Genomic DNA, 16,482 nt, shown 5'->3' on the forward strand with positions numbered 1-16,482 from the left:
GCAACCTACAAAACTCCGATCAGGAACGCGCGCCTCCGTTCTAGTGGTTCACCCGCTCCCGGCGGACCCTGACCGCAGCATTCGACGACGCATGCCGGAGGTGGCTGTGACACGTTCTCAGTGGAGAAAACTCGCTCGGATCGCCGCGGTGGCGGGCACCGCACTGACCCTCGTCGGCATCGGGACACCGGCTCTCGCCTCGGCCGAGAGACAGGTGTACGTCGCGATGGGTGACTCGTTCTCGGCGGGCTCGGTGGTCCTGCCGCAGTCCGATCTGTTCACCTGCGCCAGGTCCGCGATCAACTACGCGGGCCTGCTGGCCAGGGAGCTCAAGGTCGACGAACTGCGCGACGTCACCTGCGGCGGCGCGACCACGGCTCATTTCACCAACCCGCAGAAGGGCATCGTCTCCGGCACCAATCCGCCGCAGTTCGACGCGCTCTCGGCCGACACGACGCTGGTGACCGTCGGCATGGGCGGCAACGACATCGGGCTGGTCGGGCTCGCGTCGTCGTGTGTGAACCTGCTCCCCATCGGCACTTCGTGCAAGGCGGCCAACACCGCGGGCGGGGTGGACAAGTACGCCACCAGGATCGACGCGTTCGCCGCGACCTACGGCACGGTGATCGAGCAGATCCGCCAGCGCGCGCCGCGAGCGGAGATCGTCATGGTCGGCTACCCGACCGGGCTCAAACCGCGCGGCTGCTGGCCGCTCGTCCCCGTGCTGCCGCAGGACGCCGACTACATCCAGGCCAACATCGACCGGCTCAACGCGCGGATGGCCGAACAGTCCGCCGCACACGGTGCGAAGTACGTCGACATCCGCACGCCGAGCATCGGCCACGACGCCTGTCAGCCGATCGGCGTCAAGTGGATCGAGGGGCTCATCCCTTCGGTGGTGAACAACAGCTTCGCGCCGTTGCATCCGAACGCCGCCGGACTCGCGGCCGTGGTGCCTGGCATCCGCAAGGTGCTGTAGCGCCGAATGGTGAAAAGGGGCGGTCCTGACGGACTTCGTCAGGACCGCCCCTTCGTCACAGGTGCGGGATCAGGCGGTCGGCGCCCAGTACAGGAGCCGGGTCGGGGAACCGGAGCCAGGGTTGGTCACCTTGCCGTTGGTGGCCGCGTTGATCAGCGCGGTGGCCACCTGAGCGGGTGTGGCGGTCTTGTTGTTCTGCAGGAAGCGGGCCGCGACGCCGACCACATGCGGGGTCGCCATCGAGGTGCCGCTGATGGTGTTCGTCGCGGTGTCGTTGGTGTTCCACGACGAGGTGATGTTGGTGCCCGGCGCGAAGATATCGACCAGGTTGCCGTAGTTGGAGAAGCTGGACCGCGCGTCGGTGTTGGTGGTCGAGCCGACGGTGATCGCCTGGGTCACGCGGGCGGGGGAGAAGCCCGAGGCGTTCGCGTTGGAATTACCGGCGGCCACGCCGTAGGTGACGCCCGCGGCGATCGAGCGGCGGACGGCGTCGTCCAGCGTGGTCGAGGCGCCGCCGCCGAGGCTCATGTTGGCCGCGGCCGGCTTGACGTGGTTCTTGGTGACCCAGTCGATGCCCGCGATGACACCGGCGGTGGTGCCGCTGCCGGAGTTGTTGAGGACGCGGACGCCGTAGACGGTGGCGCCCTTGGCGATGCCGTACTGCGCACCGGCGATGGTGCCGGCGACGTGGGTGCCGTGGCCGTTGCCGTCCTGGGCGACGGCGTCGTTGTCGACGAAGTCGTAGCCGTTGCGGGCCCGGCCGCCGAAGGTCTGGTGGCTGATCCGAACGCCGGTGTCGATCACGTAGACGTTCACGCCCGCGCCGGTGGAGGTGTAGCTGTACTTGTTGTCGAGCGGGAGGTTGCGCTGGTCGACGCGGTCGAGACCCCACGACGGCGGGTTGGTCTGGGTCGCGTCCGCGTGGAAGACCTGGTTCTGCTCGACCGACGCCACCGAGGGGTCGGCGGCGAGCCGCTTGGCCTGCCTTTCCGACAGCGTTGCGGAGAAGCCCTTGAGCGAGCTGCTGTAGACCTGCTCCACCTTCGCGCCGAAGCGGTTCGCCAGCGCGCCCACGACGCCGGAGTCCTTCAGCGTGACGATGTAGCTGTTCGGGATCGCTTCAGCGGCCCCGGCGGCGAGGATCTGCCCTTCGGCGGCTTGCGCGGGAGCGGCGGTCACGCTGATCGCCACCGCGACCGCGCTCGCCAGTCCGGCACGGGACAGCCAACGCGCTTGTCTCATCTCTCGCATGTGTTCGTCCTGTCGTTCGCAGGGAACCGGCCGGTCAAGACCACAGCGGCGGAAAAGCGGCCCAGCTCGACCGCATGGGACGGCATCTGCCGATCCCATGGGGATCGAGGTTATGGAGCGTTCGGCATGTCCGATATCGACTGAATGGGGCAGGACCCGACCTTCGTCTGGCGGCCATTGGCGGCGGGTGCCCTGCACGGAAAGTGCACCCCGGCCCCTCCGTACCCTGTGCACGGAACACCTGCCGAGCAACCGGGAGCCCGAACCACCGTGCCAGCCCTTTCCAGCCTGCGAGCCGACTGCGAGAACTGCTTCGGCCTGTGCTGCGTCGTCCCCGCCTTCGCGGCGTCAGCCGATTTCGCGATCACCAAGCCGGCGGGCAAGGCGTGCCCGAACCTGCGTGAGGACTCCCGGTGCGGCATTCACGACAAGCTCCGCACGAAGGGCTTCACCGGCTGCACGGTCTATGACTGCTTCGGCGCGGGCCAGAAGGTTTCCCAGGTCACCTTCGACGGCGAAGACTGGCGGAAAGCGCCGAAGACGGCGAAAACGATGTTCGCGGTCTTCCCGGTCATGCGGGATCTGCAGGAGCTGCTCTACTACCTCACCGAGGCGGCTGCGCTGCCGACGTCCGCGACGATCCGTGAACACCTCGCCGAGATGATCGACCGGACCGAGCGGATGACGCTGGAAACGCCCGGCGTACTGCGGAAAACGGACGTCCATACGCACCGGGGCGCGGTGAACGGCCTGCTGCTGCGCGCGAGCGAACTCGCCCGAGCCGTCGTGCCGGGCAAGAAGAAGGACCGGCGAGGTGCCGACCTCATCGGCGCGAAGCTCAAGGGGGCGAACCTGCGCGGTGCGCTTCTTCGCGGGGCGTACCTGATCGGCGCGGACCTGCGGGGGGCCGATCTCCGGCAGGCGGACGTCATCGGGGCGGATCTGCGGGACGCCGACATCCGCGGCGCGGACCTTCGTGACGCCCTGTTCCTCATCCAGTCGCAGCTGGACGCGGCCAAGGGGGACGCGACGACGACCCTGCCCGAGTCCCTGTCCGCTCCTGCCCACTGGTAGCCGCGTGCACAAAGTGCGCATGGGGTGAGCGGTTTGGCTGCGAGACTGGGCACATGCGTGCGGATCGCCTGGTGGCCACCCTTCTGCTGATGCAGGCCCGCGGCCGTGTCACGGCCGCCGAACTGGCGGACGAACTCGAGATCTCGGTGGCCACGGCCCGGCGTGACCTCGAGGCGCTGTCTGCGGCGGGTGTTCCGGTGTATCCGCAGCCCGGCCGTGGCGGCGGATGGTCACTGATCGGCGGCGCCCGGACCGACCTCAGTGGACTGTCGGCCTCGGAGGCGCAGGCATTGTTCCTGCTCGCGGGCCCGGCGGCGTCGATCTCGCCCGAGGTCAAATCCGCGCTGCGGAAGCTGGTCCGGGCGCTGCCGGACACTTTCCGGGCCGATGCCCTGGCCGCCGCCGACGCGGTCGTCATCGATCCGTCGCGGTGGGGTGAGCGGGAGAAGGACCGGCCCGAACCGCTCACCGTGCTCCAGGCCGGGATCGTGCGACGCCGCAAAGTCCGCTTCGGCTATACGAAGAAGGACGCGGAACCGGTCGAGCGGGTCGTGGATCCGTGGGGGCTCGTGGACAAGGACGACGTCTGGTACCTCATCGCGGGAACCGAGAAGGGACAGCGCACCTTCAGGACCGATCGCATGTCCGATGTCGAGGTGACCGACCTGCCCGCCGGGCGGCCGGGCGACTTCGAGCTGTCGAGGGCGTGGGAGCAGGTGGTCGATCAGGTCGAACGACGTCGTTCGGGGCTGGACGCGACCGTGCTCATCGCCGAACGGCAGCTGCCGATCCTCCAGGACCACTTCGGACGGCAGGCGCACGTCGAGGAGACACTCGACGACGGGCGGGTGCGGGTGACGGTGTCGGCGCCGGTGGCGTGGATGATCGCCCGGCAGCTCGCGGGCTGGGGCTCGATGATCGAGGTGCTGGGGCCGCCGTCGGTGCAGGCGGAACTCGCGCGGATCGGCGCGGAACTGGTCGAGCGCTACGCGACGCCGGTGCGGTAACCCTGCGGGCTGACGCCGTGCTCGCGTTTGAACGCGGTGCTGAGCGCGAACGAACTGCCGTAGCCGACCTGCCTGGCGACCGCGCCGATCGTGACGTCGGGATGCTGGCGCAGGAGATCCGCGGCGAGCGCGATCCGCCAGCTCGCGAGGTACGTCATCGGCGGTTCGCCCACCGCGGCGGTGAACCGGCGGGCGAACGCGGCGCGGGAGACCCCGGTGTCGGCCGCGAGACTTGCCACGGTCCATGGCTCGGAAGGCTTGTGCTGCAACAGTTTCAGTGCCCGTCCGACGACGGGGTCACGGTGCGCTCGATACCAGGCGGGTGCCTCGGCGCCGGGCCGGTCGAACCAGGTCCGCAGCGCGGCGACCAGGAGCAGATCGAGCACCCGGTCCAGCACGGCTTCCTGGCCCGGCGTGTCCTTGACGATCTCCCCGGCGAGCAGCGGCACGAGCGGGTTCTCCCACTCGTCGTTGCGCACGACCACCAGCGGCGGCAGCGCGTTCAACAGCCGTTTGCTGACCTCGCCTTCCAGCGGATAGGTGCCGGTGAGCAGCACGACGGGGCCGTCCGGGTCGCTGCCCCAGGTGCGGACGCCGAGATCGGACAGCTCGGTGAGGTGCTGTCCGTCCGGGGTCAGGCATTCCTGTCCGGGCAGGATCATCGCCTGCGGCGGGGTGGCCGGGTCGTCCGCGACGAGATACGGGTCCGGGCCGCGGGCGATGGCGATGTCGCCGGTGCCGAGGCGGACGGCGTCCCCGTGCTCGGGAACGACCCAGGAATCGCCGCGGACCTGCGCCATCACCGTCAGCGGCGCCTCGTCCTCGATGCGCAGCGACCACGGCGGGGTCATGACCGACTTCAGCAGGAACGCACTGCGGGCGCGGGGTCCGTCGAGCAGACCGGCGAGAGGATCCATGCCGCAGAGTGTAGACGATGAAACATGGAAAAGAGCCTCTGAACTATGTTTCGTCTCATGCTGAGGCGCTTGACTAGAGGCATGACAGAGACGAAGAACAACGAGACGGTCCTGGTCCTCGGCGCCACCGGCAAGACCGGGAGCCGGGTGGCGCAGCGGCTGAGCGAGCAGGGTATCGAGGTCCGGAAGGCGTCGCGGCCGGGGTTCGACTGGAACGACCGCTCGACCTGGACCGCCGCGGTCACCGGGATCAGCGCGGCCTACGTGACCTACTACCCCGACCTGGCCTTCCCCGGCGCTGCCGAGGCGATCCGCGACTTCTCGAAGCTGGCGGTGGACCACGGCGTCCGGCGGCTGGTCCTGCTGTCGGGCCGCGGCGAGGAGGAGGCCGTGGTCAGCGAACAGGGCGTGCGGGACTCCGGTGCCGAATGGACGGTCGTGCGGGCCAGCTGGTTCGCGCAGAACTTCAGCGAGCACTTCCTGCTGGAACCCGTCCTCGCCGGCGAGATCGTGCTGCCCGCCGGGCAGGTGACCGAACCGTTCATCGATGTCGAGGACATCGTCGACGTCGTGGTGACCGCGCTGACCACCGACGGGCACAACGGCCGGGTCTACGAGCTGACGGGATCTCGGTTGCTGAGTTTCGCGGACGCGGCGGCCGAAATCGGCAAGGCTTCGGGGCGAGATGTCCAGTACATTCCGGTTTCCGCAGCGGAGTTCGCTGCGGGGGCGGCCGAACAGGGTGTGCCGGAAGAGGAGATCGAAGGACTGACCGACCTGTTCGCGCGAGTCCTCGACGGTCGGAACGAATCACTCACCGATGACGTCGAGAAGGTGCTGGGCAGGCCCGCGAGGGACTTCTCCGACTACGCAGCGAAGGCTGCGGCCACTGGGGTCTGGAATCGATGAAACAAGCTGTAACGAGAAGGGAGACGACCGGAATGTCGACGCTGAGCGAGATCGTCCTGATCGCGGCCGTCATCGCGGCGGGATTGATCGCCGGCCTGTTCTATGCCTACACGTGCTCGGTCATGCCGGGGCTGGCGCGGGCCGACGCCCGGACGTACGTGACGGGGATGCGGGAGATCAACATCGCGATCCTCAACGGCTGGTTCGCACTCAGCTTCGGTGGCGCGCCGTTGCTCGCCGCGGCGGCTGCGGCGCTGCACTTCCGCTCGGAACTACGGTCCGCGCTGCCGTGGATCATCGTGGGATTCGTCCTGCTGCTGGTGATGCTGATCGTGACCATGGCGATCAACGTGCCGCTGAACAACGCGCTCGAGGCAGGCTTCAACGGCGACAGCACCGACTTCGAGGCGCTGCGGTCGAAGTTCGAGGGTGTCTGGGAGCGGTGGAACCTGGTCCGGACACTGGCGGCGATCGGCGGCTTCGGTGCTCTGGTCGGCGGGCTGATCGTGCACGCCCGCGCCTGACCTGCCGTCAGGAAAGGGGCGTTCTTCGTCCTGAACGACCCTTTCCTGACATCCGGGGTCAGCCGTCGAGAGTCTTCCGGAGCAACGGAGCGAACGCCGCGGCCTCCGAGGCGAAACCGCCGTGGTCACCGGGGAAATAGGCCGGCTCGACCCCCAGGCGACCGGCGGCGAGGACAGCGGCCTCGTGCGCGGGCTGCCCGGCCGAGGTCTCCCCGACACCGACGACGATCCGCGTCCCGGAGGCCTTCAGCGCCTCGTAGTCGGGCCGGAAGCCCCCGATGATCTTCATCAGATGCACGACGAAAAACTCCATGTTCTTCCGCATCTCCGGCGAGAGAGCACCTTCGCCCGCCTCGAAACCGGCCTCGGCCATGAACTTCGCCACCGCCGCCTCGATGCCGTGCTCCCGGTGGATGTGCAGCAGCTCGTCGGGATCGATGTCGGGCTGCCCGTCCAGCAGATACGTCAGCGGCGGTTCGTGCGCGAAGAGCGTCCGCACCCGTCCCGGCCGGCGGGTGACGAGGTCGAACGCCTGCATGCACCCACCGCTGGACGCGAAGATCACCGCGGGTTCCTCGCTCACACTGTCGAGCAGGCGCAGCGCGTCGTCAGCGTGGACCTCGACTCGTTGTTTCTCATCGGGATCGTCGAGGATGCTGCGGGAGATCCCGCGCGGGTCGTAGGTGATCACCGTGTAGTGCTCCGCGAGCGGCCCCGTGATCGGGGCGAACATGCCGGAGTCCGCGGCCCCGCCGGGAATGCACAGCAGGACCGGCCCGCTGCCGGTGACGGTGTGGTGGAGCCGGGCGCCGGGGACGTCGAGCATGGGCATGAGAAGCCCCTTTCCTTTTCGGTACCTGTCGCCCACCGACGAACGGCGTCCCCGCGGACAGACAGCCGATGTCAGGAGATTTCGGCGAGCTTTCCCGACAGATAGGCGCGCTCGGCGTCGGTGCCTGCCAGCGTGAGCGCCTCGCGGTAGGCCTCGGCGGCCTCGCCGAACCGGTCGAGACGCCGGAGCAGGTCCGCGCGGGTCGCGGGAAGCAGGTGGTAGCCGGGGAGACTGCCGTCCGCGGTGAGCTTGTCGGCCAGTTCGAGTCCGGCCTCGGGCCCTTCGGCCATGGCGACGGCGACCGCCCGGTTCAACTCGACGACCGGCGAGGGCACGAAACGCAGCAGCTCCCCGTAGAGCGCGGCGATCTGTGCCCAGTCGGTGTCGGACGCGAGGGCCGCCGTCGCGTGACAGGCGGCGATGGCGGCCTGGATCTGATACTGCCCAGGGGCTCCGCGGTGGAGCGCGGTCTCCAGCAACTCGGTGCCCTCGGCGATCTCGGCGGTGTTCCAGCGGGCGCGGTCCTGGTCTTCGAGCGAGACCAGCGTGCCTTCGTCGTCGACCCGTGTGGCACGGCGGGCGTTGTGCAGGAGCAGCAGCGCCAGCAGACCGAGGACCTCCGGTTCACCGGGCATCAGCCCGGCGAGGATCCGGGCGAGCCGGATGGCCTCCGCGGAAAGGTCGGTGCGCAGCAGATCGGTGCCGGCGCTGGCCGAGTACCCCTCGTTGAACAGCAGGTACAGCATCCCCAGCACCGCGGCCGTGCGTTCGGGCAGCAGAGCCGACGGTGGCACCCGGTACGGGATTCCCGCGGTGCGGATCTTCCGTTTCACCCGGACCAGGCGCTGCGACATCGTCGCCTCGGAAACGAGGAAGGCGCGGGCGATCTCGGCGGTGGTGAGCCCGGCCAGGGTCCGCAGCGCGAGCGCGACCTGACCTTCCATCGGCAGTGCGGGATGGCAGCAGGTGAAGATCAGCCGGAGCCGGTCGTCGTGGACACCGCTCTCGTCCCACTCCGGTTCGGCGGCCGCGGTCAGCTCGGCGGCTTCCCGCAGTTTCTCCGCGCCGACGGCCTCTCGCCGGATCCGGTCGGTGGCGCGATTGCGCGCGGTCGTGGTCAGCCAGGCGCCGGGTTTCGCCGGGACACCGTCGCGGGGCCAGGTGTGCAGCGCGAGCGCGAACGCCTCCTGGGCGCACTCCTCGGCGAGGTCCCAGTCGCCGGTGACCCGGATCAGCGTGGCGATGACCTGACCCGACTCTTCGCGGAACGCCTGTGTGATCGCCGCGTCGAGTTCGGTGGTCACCGGAGGAGCCCTTCCAGGAGCGGAACGATCTTCTCCGGCGGCGGGTACGCGGTGACCTCGTCGCGCAACCGCGCGGCCGCTTCCCGGTAGGACGGTTCCCCGAGCACCGAGGACACCGCGTCACGGATGTCCGCCGGGGTCGCGTGGATGACGTCGAGGACGGTGCCGAGCCCGAGTTCCGTGACACGATCGCCGTTGTGGGGCTGGTCGGCGCCCATCGGCAGCAGCACCATCGGCAGTCCGTGGCTGATCGTGCCCAGCAGGCTGCCCGACCCGCCGTGGGTGACGGCCGCGTCGCAGTACGGGAGGACATCGTCCTGCGGCAGGTATTTCGCGAGGTGGATGTGGTCCGGCTGCCTGCCGAACTCCGCGGGGTCGATGAGGTTCCCGACGGTGACGACACAGGTCGCGTCGACGTCTCTCAGCCCGGCCAGCACACGGGCGAACAGGTCACCGGATTCGGTGTTGAAGATGGTGCCGAGGGTGAAGTAGAGCGCCGGGCGGCCTTCGACGTGCCAGTCCGGCGCCGTGCCGGGGCCGGGAACCGGGATGTGGAAGGACCGCGCGGTCGGCGGCAGCGGGAAGCGGGGATCGCGGAAGCTCGCGGGGAACGGGGAGAGCACGAGATGCCGGTAGGCCGACTCCAGGTTCCGCTGCGGGGCGAGCCCGTGGACGGCCCGGACCTCGTTGAGCGCGTCGTCGACGAGGTCGGGGCGGATGAGGGCACCGGCGGCGGTGACCAGGACCGTCGCGTGGGGGAGTCCGAGCTTCTCGGCGGCGATCATCGCCCCGAGGTCGGCCTCGTCGCAGACGAGCAGATCCGGTGCCCAGTCCGCGCAGAGCGCAAGGACGTCGGCCGCGCGCCGGGGTGCGGTGCGGCGGACGAAACCGTCACGGAGGTCGGCGTCCTCACGCTCACGGTCGACGGGCAGCAACGGGCGACGCTTGCCGTCACTGCCGAGGTCCGGTCCCGACGGGAACGCGGTGAAACCGGCCGCCTCGACGATCGGGACCATCATCGGCTCGCCGGTGAACGCGATCGTGTGACCTGCGGCGGCGAGGGCGCGGGCGAGGGGGACGAGCGGCCGGAAGTGACCGTTGCCGCCGGCGAAGGTAAACAGGAGACGCACACGATCGACCCTATCGGTGGGACCGGCGCTACCCTGCTGCGGTGATCGATACGGACGCCGACGAGGTCCGGCTGTGCGCGCTGGAAGGCTGCGACAATCCTCTGCCCCCGCCCGCGGTGGACGCCGAAGGGAAACGCAAAGGCGGTCGCCCCTCGGCCTACTGCGGCAAGGCGCATGCCGATGCGGCGTCGCGGGCCCGGCGGGCGGCCGCGGTGGCGAGCGTGGCGGATCCGCTCCTCGAAGTGCGCCGGATCGCCGACGAGTTCACCCCGACGGCGGCGTCGCTCGTGGAGTTGCTGGGCGCGATGCGGTCGCGGTTCGACGACGCCGACGAGGCGGCGCTGGGCCGGGTCACCGAAGCCGAGACCGAGGCGGCCACGGCCAGGCGCGAGGCGGAGGACGCTCAGCAGGCCGCGGCGAAGGCGGACACGGCGCGGGCGACCGCGCTCACCGCGTCACGGGACGACAAGACGGCCAAGGCCACGGCGGAACGCGCCGCCGAGCAGGCCCTGAAGGACGCGGAGGAGACCCGCCGACGTTCGTGGGCCGAGATCGCCGCCCACGAACGCGCACGGGGCGCCGCGGAAGCCGCGACCGTGGCGGCCGAACGCGACCGCGACGCCCTGACCTCCGACCTTCGGACACTGCGTGAGGATTTCGCGGCCGTCAAGGAGGAAAAGGCCCGTCTGGCGGCAGATCTGGGTGAGCGGGACACGGCTCTGGTGCGGGCGGCGGCCGAACGCGAAGCCCTGCTGGACCGGTTCGACGAGGCGAAGGCGCGGATGACGGTGTCCGAAAAGGACTGTGCCGGCCTGCAGGCCGATCTGGCGCGGGAGCGCGCCGCCCGCGTCCTGGCCGAAGCGCGGGCGACGGCGCTGGGCGAGGAACTGGAGCGTGCGCAGGCGCGGGCGGTCGCGGATCAGGCGCGGTACGACGACGTCGTCCGGCAGCTGGCCGACCTCGCCCGCCCGCCGGCCTCCTGAGCGGCAAGGACCGTTCCACTGAGGGGCAAGGCGAAGCTGTCGTGCTCGCTCATCGGCGTGCCGGCTTCGGGTGGTGCGAAAGCCACTTTCGCAACCTTCAACGTTGCGAAAGTGGCTTTCGCAACGTCGCCGGCCACCAGCCCCCCGACCCGATGCGGGCTTTCACGACACCCGAAGCCGGCAGATACGCCAGCGGTCGAGCACGACACGTTTGCCTTACCTCTCAATAGAACCGTCCTTGCCGCTCACAAGGGCAGTTCGGCTCCGGAGGCGTCCGAGCCGCCGACCAGTTGCTCGACCCCGTCCAGGATCCGCGCCAGCCCGAACCGGAAGGTGTGCAACGGCGCGCTCGCCGCACCGTGCGCTTCCCCCGCTGCCTGTCCGATCCGCGCTGCCAGCGGGAACAGTCCCGCGTCGGCTTCAGGGATCTCCGCGAGCACCGGCGCGCTGGCCGTCCACCACTCCATGTCCGTCAGCCCGGACCGGCGCACGAGACTCGCCGACTCGACCGAACCCCGCGCGATGCCCTGGACGAAGCCGTTGACCATGGCCACGACGGCGTCCATCTCCAGATCGGTGAGCCCGATCGCGTCGACGGCGGCCAGTTCGCGCTCGTGTTTGGCGAAGGTGTGCGGGCCGAGGGGGAGACGGCCGGTGGTGAGCTGCAGCAGCCATGGATGCCGGTGGTACATCTCCCAGGCGTCCTCGGCGAGGATCGTCATCGTGACCCGCCAGTCGTGGCTCTCCGGCGGATCGGTCAGCTCGCCGTGGACCCGGTCCATCATCAGGTCGAGCAGTTCGGCGCGGCTGGGGATGTAGGTGTAGATCGTCATGGGGGAGACGCCGAGCTTCTCCGCGCCCCGGCGCACCGACAGCGCGGTGATGCCCTCGGTGTCGGCGATTTCGATCGCGGCGGTGACGATCTCCTCGACGGTGAGCTTGGGTTTGGGGCCGCGGCGGGGTTTCTCCCGCACACCCCAGAGCAGTTCGATGGTCCGCCGTGGATCGCCCGTTCCGGTGTGGTCCGCGTCCGTCATCACGTTCTCTCTACACTGTACAGAGTTGTGTTATCCTGAACTGTACACCGTACAGAGATTGGGGCTGAGTGACGTCTCACGACGGTTTCGGCAGTGTCGTTTTCGAACCGAAGAACCCGCCTCGGACCAGCGGATTCGTCTTCTGGAACGCCGAGGGGGATACGCCGGGGACCGGGGAGGTGACAGTCGCCCTCCCCGAGCTCGCCACGGTGCCCTGCGTACGGCTCCCGATGGCCGAGGCGCTCCCCGCGCTGCTGCGGCTCCGTGAGAGCGATGATCCCTCCGCGCGTTTCTGGAGCACGGCGGCCACCGCGGCGTTGAAGCTCGCCGAGGCGGGCCGGTTGCTTCCAGGGCTCACGGAGTCCGATGTGGACGCCTGGCGCGCGGGCCCCTTGGAACCCGCTGACGCGGCTTGGCTGCGCGAGCTGTCCGAGGCGATGCCGGCACGCGCACGGGCGATCCCCGGTGACGGGAATCTGCTTCCCGCGCGGTATCCGCTGCTGCGCGCGTTTCTCGACGCGGTGGCCGACACCCTGCCCCGCACACCCGCTGCCGCGCAGGCGACCAGAGTCAAGGCCTTCGCCGCTCCGCCCGCGCACCGGGTCCCGCAGCTACGGGACTGGGCCGCCGAGGTCGCGGCCGGGCTGGACTCCGGGGTCCGGGTCTCGGTACGGATCGAGGCGCCCGGCGACGACTTCACCATCGGCCGTTTCAGCGGGGTCGTCCAGGTGCACAGCCTCGCCGACCCCGGTGTCCTGATCGACGCCGCCGCGCTCTGGTCGGGTGACGACCGGTTCGGCCCGAGGGCCCGGATCGACGTGATGCTGGCCCTGCGCCGTGCCGCCCAGCTGTGGCCACCGCTGGAACCTCTGCTCGGCGCCGCGGTCCCCGACGAGGTCGGGCTCGGCGACACCGACATCGTCGAGCTGCTCACCACCGCCGCGCCCCTGCTGGCCACGGCGGGCATCGACGTCCACTGGCCCGCCGATCTCGTCCGCGACCTGAGCGCGAAAGCCGTCGTCGGCGGGGGTGACGCGCCCCCGGACGACCTCCCCTCCTTCTTCGCAGGCGGCTCGCTGCTGCAGTTCGACTGGCAGCTGGCTCTGGGCGGCGCACCGCTCACGGCCTCGGAGATGGACGCGCTGGCCGAGGCGCACCGTCCCGTCGTGCGGCTGCGTGATCAGTGGGTGCTGGTCGATCCGGCGCTGGCGGCAAAGGCACGGGATCGCGCCCTGAAACCGCTGACGCCGATCGACGCGCTCGGCGCCGCCCTGAGCGGGACGGCGGAGGTCGACGGCGAACGCGTCGACGTCCTCACCGACGGCTGGCTCGCCGCGCTACGGGAGCGGCTGCTCGCGCCTCCCGAACCACAGGCCCCGCCACGCGCTCTCGCCGCGACGCTGCGCGACTATCAGCTGCGCGGTCTGCAGTGGCTCACCGCGATGACGTCGATCGGGCTCGGCGGCTGCCTCGCCGACGACATGGGCCTCGGCAAGACGATCACGCTGATCTCGCTCCATCTGCATCGCGCGGACGGCCCGACCCTGGTCGTCTGCCCGGCCTCGCTGCTGGGCAACTGGGAACGCGAGATCACCCGGTTCGCCCCCGGCGTCCCGGTGCGGCGGTTCCACGGCACCGAGCGTTCACTGGACGAACTCGGCGACGGCTTCGTGCTCACGACCTACGGCACGCTGCGCGTCGACCCGGAGCCGCTGGGAGGAGTCCACTGGGGACTGCTGGTCGCGGACGAGGCCCAGCACGTCAAGAACCATCGCTCCGGCACGGCGAAGGCGTTGCGGACGCTGACGTCGTCGGCGCGGGTGGCGTTGACGGGCACCCCGGTGGAGAACAATCTCTCCGAGCTGTGGGCGATCCTGGACTGGACGACACCCGGCTTGCTCGGCAGCATGGCGGACTTCCGCCGGGTGTGGGCGAAACCGGTCGAGTCCGGAAAGGACCCCGACGCGGCGGAGCGGCTGTCCCGGCTGGTCCGCCCGTTCCTGTTGCGCCGCCGCAAATCGGATCCGGGGATCGCGCCGGAGCTGCCTGCCAAGACCGAGACGGACCGCCCGGTGACGCTCACCGCCGAGCAGGCCGCCCTGTACGAGGCGACGGTGCGCGAGCTGATGGCGGAGATCGCCGGCAGCGAGGGCATCGCGCGCCGGGGCCGGATCGTCAAGCTGCTCACCGGGCTCAAGCAGATCTGCAACCATCCGGCGCAGTACCTCAAGGAACCGGCGGACGCGGTGCTGGACGGCCGGTCCGGCAAGCTCGAACTGCTCGACGAACTCCTGGGCACGATCCTCGCCGAGGACGGCGCGGTGCTGGTGTTCACCCAGTACGTCGCCATGGCGCGGCTGCTGGAACGGCATCTCGCGCAGCGCGGGATCGGCACGCAGCTGCTGCACGGCGGCACGCCGGTGCCCAAGCGCGAGGATCTCGTGCGCCGGTTCCAGGCCGGTGAGGTGCCGGTGTTCCTGCTGTCGCTCAAGGCGGCGGGGACCGGGCTGAACCTGACCCGCGCCGATCACGTCGTGCACTACGACCGCTGGTGGAACCCGGCGGTGGAGGATCAGGCCACCGACCGCGCGTACCGGATCGGGCAGACCAGGCCGGTGCAGGTGCACCGGCTCATCGCCGAGGGCACGGTCGAGGACCGGATCGCGGCGATGCTGCGGGAGAAACGCGCGCTCGCCGACGCGGTGCTCGCCGGCGGCGAGGCCGCCTTGACCGAATTGACCGACGCGGAGCTGGCCGATCTGGTCGAGCTGAGGAGCCGCCGATGAGTACGCCTGACGATCGCGTCCGTGGCTTCCCCGCTTTCGGGCGCCAGGGCGGGCACGGCCAGTTCGCCCGCTCCTGGTGGGGCCGGGCGTGGATCAGCGCGATGGAGGACACCGCGCTGGACTTGCGGCAGCTCAAACAGGGCCGCAAGTACGCCGCGGCGGGCCGGGTCGGTCCGATCACGGTCAGCCCTGGGCGGATCGCCGCCGTGGTCGACGACGAGGAGGGCCAGTACCGGACCGAGGTCCGTCTCGCGGAACTGACCGGTGACGAATGGGACCGGTTCCTGGACCGGGTCGCCTCCCGCGCGGGGCATCTCGCCGCGCTACTGGACCGGGACATGCCGCACGACCTCGTCGAGGCCGCCGACGACGCCGGGGTGTATCTGCTGCCCGTGATCGGTGACCTCGATCCGGACTGCGACTGTCCCGGCTGGGAGCTGCCGTGCCGTCACGCCGCGGCGTTGTCGTTCCAGGCCTCGTGGCTGCTCGACGCGGATCCCTTCGTGTTGCTGCTGATGCGCGGCAAGGGGGAACGGGAACTCCTCGACGAGTTGCAGCACCGCAACGCGCCTCGGTTCGTGCGCACCGGGGACGACGACATCCCGGCGGAGCGGGCCTACGCCGACGAGCCGGGCCCTTTGCCGGACCTCGCCGCGTTCGTGCCCGCGGGTGGCCCGACGGTGCCGGAAGCGCCCGGCATCCCGGCGGAGACCTTCGCGCTGCTGGCCGCCAACGCGAGTCAGGCGGCCACCGCGCTGCTGGCGTCGCAACCGAAGCTCACCCGCAAGCAGGACGCCGTCCGCCTCGCCGCCACCTGTCCGGAGACCTCCGACCGGCTGCGACCGGACGAGAACGGCGCGGACTTCGACCGCGCGGTACTCGCCTGGCGGCATGGTGGCCGGGCCGGTCTCGACGTGCTGGAGACCGCGTGGACACCGCCGCCGCAGGCGATGGGCCGGGCGCGGGCCGCTTTCACCGAGGTGGTGGACGATCCCGGCGAGGGCCTGGACGTCGAGCGCAACCGGTGCACCGTCCATGGCACAGGCGTGCAGGTGCGGCTGGGCAAGGACGGGCTCTGGTACCCGTACCGGGATCAGTGGCCAGCCGGCCCGCCCGAAGCCGACCCCGGAGTGCTGTTCGCCGCGCTGATCGGCTGATCCCACTGCTGTCCTCGCCGCAGCTCGTCCAGGTGCGGCGAGGACAGGTGGAGGATCCGGTACCGGACCTCGTCGGATTCCGGTGCCTCACCGGCCCACAGGCTGTAGCGCACCACCTGCCAGGTCCGCGGGTCGACGGCCAACGCGCCCGAATGCGCGCCGTCCTGCCGCAAATGCTCGCGGAGCCCGTCGAGGGTCTCGCCCAGGAAGGCGACCGGGTCGGTCTCGGCGGGGATCGAGACGACGTGTTTTCCCGCCGTGACAGGGGGAGTGCCGAACGCGGGTCCTTCCTCGAACCCGAGCACGGTCCAGTGCTGCACGACGGGACGTCCGAACGAGTCGACGATGCCGCTGAACGGGCCGCCGAACAGGAAGGCGTTCATCCCGGCCTCGTCGTGCCACAGGTAGAAGGGCGAGTACTGGTTCAGCGTCGAGCCGTCGACGCCGCGCTCACGGATCCCGTACACCTTCAGCCCCAGACCGCCGAAATCGTCGAGCAGATGTCCGCGGGTGGCGACGCGTTCGCGGATGATGCCCATGTCGTAGTCGGCGGGGAGGGTGATCTCGTACTGCATCGCATGCATGTCGTACA

At 70.1% G+C, this 16,482-nt stretch carries 15 protein-coding genes; 8 read left to right on the top strand and 7 right to left on the bottom strand.

All coding sequences use genetic code 11. The annotated features are described in order from the left end of the window. Nucleotides 1–148: 148 nt before the first annotated feature. On the top strand, nucleotides 149–979 hold the full coding sequence (locus AMYAL_RS0131620) for an SGNH/GDSL hydrolase family protein (RefSeq protein ID WP_020635295.1): 831 nt from the start codon (nucleotides 149–151) through the stop codon (nucleotides 977–979). A 69-nt stretch (nucleotides 980–1,048) separates the two neighbouring features. Here the strand turns inward: AMYAL_RS0131620 and AMYAL_RS0131625 are convergent, their stop codons facing one another. Further along, nucleotides 1,049–2,230 carry a S8 family peptidase gene (locus AMYAL_RS0131625; protein WP_245193169.1) on the bottom strand — a complete coding sequence of 394 codons (1,182 nt, stop codon included), beginning with the start codon at nucleotides 2,228–2,230 and terminating at the stop codon, nucleotides 1,049–1,051. 270 nt (nucleotides 2,231–2,500) lie between these two features. Here AMYAL_RS0131625 and AMYAL_RS0131630 point away from each other — a divergent pair, with 270 nt between their 5' ends. Together AMYAL_RS0131630 and AMYAL_RS0131635 are read left to right on the top strand one after the other, a co-directional pair. Then, a complete protein-coding gene (locus AMYAL_RS0131630; protein WP_020635297.1) occupies nucleotides 2,501–3,304 on the top strand; it encodes a pentapeptide repeat-containing protein in 804 nt (267 codons plus the stop codon). 53 nt (nucleotides 3,305–3,357) lie between these two features. Beyond that, nucleotides 3,358–4,311: a helix-turn-helix transcriptional regulator gene (locus AMYAL_RS0131635; RefSeq protein ID WP_020635298.1), complete on the top strand. Its 954-nt coding sequence runs from the start codon at nucleotides 3,358–3,360 to the stop codon at nucleotides 4,309–4,311. On the opposite strand, the gene AMYAL_RS0131640 is transcribed toward AMYAL_RS0131635, so the two are convergent. After that, entirely contained in the window at nucleotides 4,290–5,228 is a 939-nt protein-coding gene (locus AMYAL_RS0131640; RefSeq protein WP_020635299.1) for an AraC family transcriptional regulator, read from the bottom strand. The two genes, AMYAL_RS0131635 and AMYAL_RS0131640, sit on opposite strands and share 22 nt — an antisense overlap. Before the next feature lie 81 nt (nucleotides 5,229–5,309). Between AMYAL_RS0131640 and AMYAL_RS0131645 the strand changes: the two genes are divergently transcribed. Both AMYAL_RS0131645 and AMYAL_RS0131650 read left to right on the top strand, forming a co-directional pair. Then, on the top strand, nucleotides 5,310–6,137 hold the full coding sequence (locus AMYAL_RS0131645; RefSeq protein WP_020635300.1) for a Rossmann-fold NAD(P)-binding domain-containing protein: 828 nt from the start codon (nucleotides 5,310–5,312) through the stop codon (nucleotides 6,135–6,137). 32 nt (nucleotides 6,138–6,169) lie between these two features. After that, nucleotides 6,170–6,661, top strand: coding sequence for an anthrone oxygenase family protein (locus tag AMYAL_RS0131650; RefSeq protein ID WP_020635301.1), 492 nt, complete (start codon nucleotides 6,170–6,172; stop codon nucleotides 6,659–6,661). A gap of 58 nt (nucleotides 6,662–6,719) precedes the next feature. Here the strand turns inward: AMYAL_RS0131650 and AMYAL_RS0131655 are convergent, their stop codons facing one another. From AMYAL_RS0131655 to AMYAL_RS0131665, 3 genes are all read right to left on the bottom strand, one after another. Then, on the bottom strand, nucleotides 6,720–7,493 hold the full coding sequence (locus tag AMYAL_RS0131655) for an alpha/beta fold hydrolase (protein WP_026467609.1): 774 nt from the start codon (nucleotides 7,491–7,493) through the stop codon (nucleotides 6,720–6,722). 71 nt (nucleotides 7,494–7,564) lie between these two features. Continuing rightward, nucleotides 7,565–8,797: an RNA polymerase sigma factor gene (locus AMYAL_RS0131660; RefSeq protein ID WP_020635303.1), complete on the bottom strand. Its 1,233-nt coding sequence runs from the start codon at nucleotides 8,795–8,797 to the stop codon at nucleotides 7,565–7,567. After that, a complete protein-coding gene (locus AMYAL_RS0131665) occupies nucleotides 8,794–9,927 on the bottom strand; it encodes a glycosyltransferase (RefSeq protein WP_020635304.1) in 1,134 nt (377 codons plus the stop codon). The genes AMYAL_RS0131660 and AMYAL_RS0131665 overlap by 4 nt, the downstream gene beginning before the upstream one ends. 41 nt (nucleotides 9,928–9,968) lie before the next feature. Here AMYAL_RS0131665 and AMYAL_RS46520 point away from each other — a divergent pair, with 41 nt between their 5' ends. Continuing rightward, entirely contained in the window at nucleotides 9,969–10,910 is a 942-nt protein-coding gene (locus AMYAL_RS46520; protein ID WP_039794456.1) for a hypothetical protein, read from the top strand. A 245-nt stretch (nucleotides 10,911–11,155) separates the two neighbouring features. On the opposite strand, the gene AMYAL_RS0131685 is transcribed toward AMYAL_RS46520, so the two are convergent. Next, nucleotides 11,156–11,947, bottom strand: coding sequence for a TetR/AcrR family transcriptional regulator (locus AMYAL_RS0131685; protein WP_020635308.1), 792 nt, complete (start codon nucleotides 11,945–11,947; stop codon nucleotides 11,156–11,158). A gap of 68 nt (nucleotides 11,948–12,015) precedes the next feature. On the opposite strand from AMYAL_RS0131685, the gene AMYAL_RS0131690 reads away from it, so the two are divergent. Both AMYAL_RS0131690 and AMYAL_RS0131695 read left to right on the top strand, forming a co-directional pair. Further along, nucleotides 12,016–14,733, top strand: a complete 2,718-nt coding sequence (locus AMYAL_RS0131690) for a DEAD/DEAH box helicase (RefSeq protein ID WP_020635309.1) — start codon at nucleotides 12,016–12,018, stop codon at nucleotides 14,731–14,733. Next, a complete protein-coding gene (locus tag AMYAL_RS0131695; RefSeq protein ID WP_020635310.1) occupies nucleotides 14,730–15,890 on the top strand; it encodes an SWIM zinc finger family protein in 1,161 nt (386 codons plus the stop codon). The genes AMYAL_RS0131690 and AMYAL_RS0131695 overlap by 4 nt, the downstream gene beginning before the upstream one ends. Here AMYAL_RS0131695 and AMYAL_RS0131700 read toward each other — a convergent pair. Next, nucleotides 15,827–16,474: a DUF4865 family protein gene (locus AMYAL_RS0131700; RefSeq protein WP_039795899.1), complete on the bottom strand. Its 648-nt coding sequence runs from the start codon at nucleotides 16,472–16,474 to the stop codon at nucleotides 15,827–15,829. The two genes, AMYAL_RS0131695 and AMYAL_RS0131700, sit on opposite strands and share 64 nt — an antisense overlap. Between the last annotated feature and the right edge of the window lie 8 nt (nucleotides 16,475–16,482).

The organism is Amycolatopsis alba DSM 44262, assembly GCF_000384215.1.
GTDB classification, from domain to species: Bacteria; Actinomycetota; Actinomycetes; order Mycobacteriales; family Pseudonocardiaceae; genus Amycolatopsis; species Amycolatopsis alba.

What these genes read in the sequence shown, in the direction of transcription:
- AMYAL_RS0131625 (WP_245193169.1), bottom strand. Translation starts at nt 2,230, where the DNA reads ATGCGAGAGATGAGACAAGCGCGTTGGCTGTCCCGTGCCGGACTGGCG.
- AMYAL_RS0131645 (WP_020635300.1), top strand. Translation starts at nt 5,310, where the DNA reads ATGACAGAGACGAAGAACAACGAGACGGTCCTGGTCCTCGGCGCCACC.
- AMYAL_RS0131695 (WP_020635310.1), top strand. Translation starts at nt 14,730, where the DNA reads ATGAGTACGCCTGACGATCGCGTCCGTGGCTTCCCCGCTTTCGGGCGC.
- AMYAL_RS0131640 (WP_020635299.1), bottom strand. Translation starts at nt 5,228, where the DNA reads ATGGATCCTCTCGCCGGTCTGCTCGACGGACCCCGCGCCCGCAGTGCG.
- AMYAL_RS0131700 (WP_039795899.1), bottom strand. Translation starts at nt 16,474, where the DNA reads ATGCATGCGATGCAGTACGAGATCACCCTCCCCGCCGACTACGACATG.
- AMYAL_RS0131655 (WP_026467609.1), bottom strand. Translation starts at nt 7,493, where the DNA reads ATGCCCATGCTCGACGTCCCCGGCGCCCGGCTCCACCACACCGTCACC.
- AMYAL_RS0131685 (WP_020635308.1), bottom strand. Translation starts at nt 11,947, where the DNA reads ATGACGGACGCGGACCACACCGGAACGGGCGATCCACGGCGGACCATC.
- AMYAL_RS0131650 (WP_020635301.1), top strand. Translation starts at nt 6,170, where the DNA reads ATGTCGACGCTGAGCGAGATCGTCCTGATCGCGGCCGTCATCGCGGCG.
- AMYAL_RS0131635 (WP_020635298.1), top strand. Translation starts at nt 3,358, where the DNA reads ATGCGTGCGGATCGCCTGGTGGCCACCCTTCTGCTGATGCAGGCCCGC.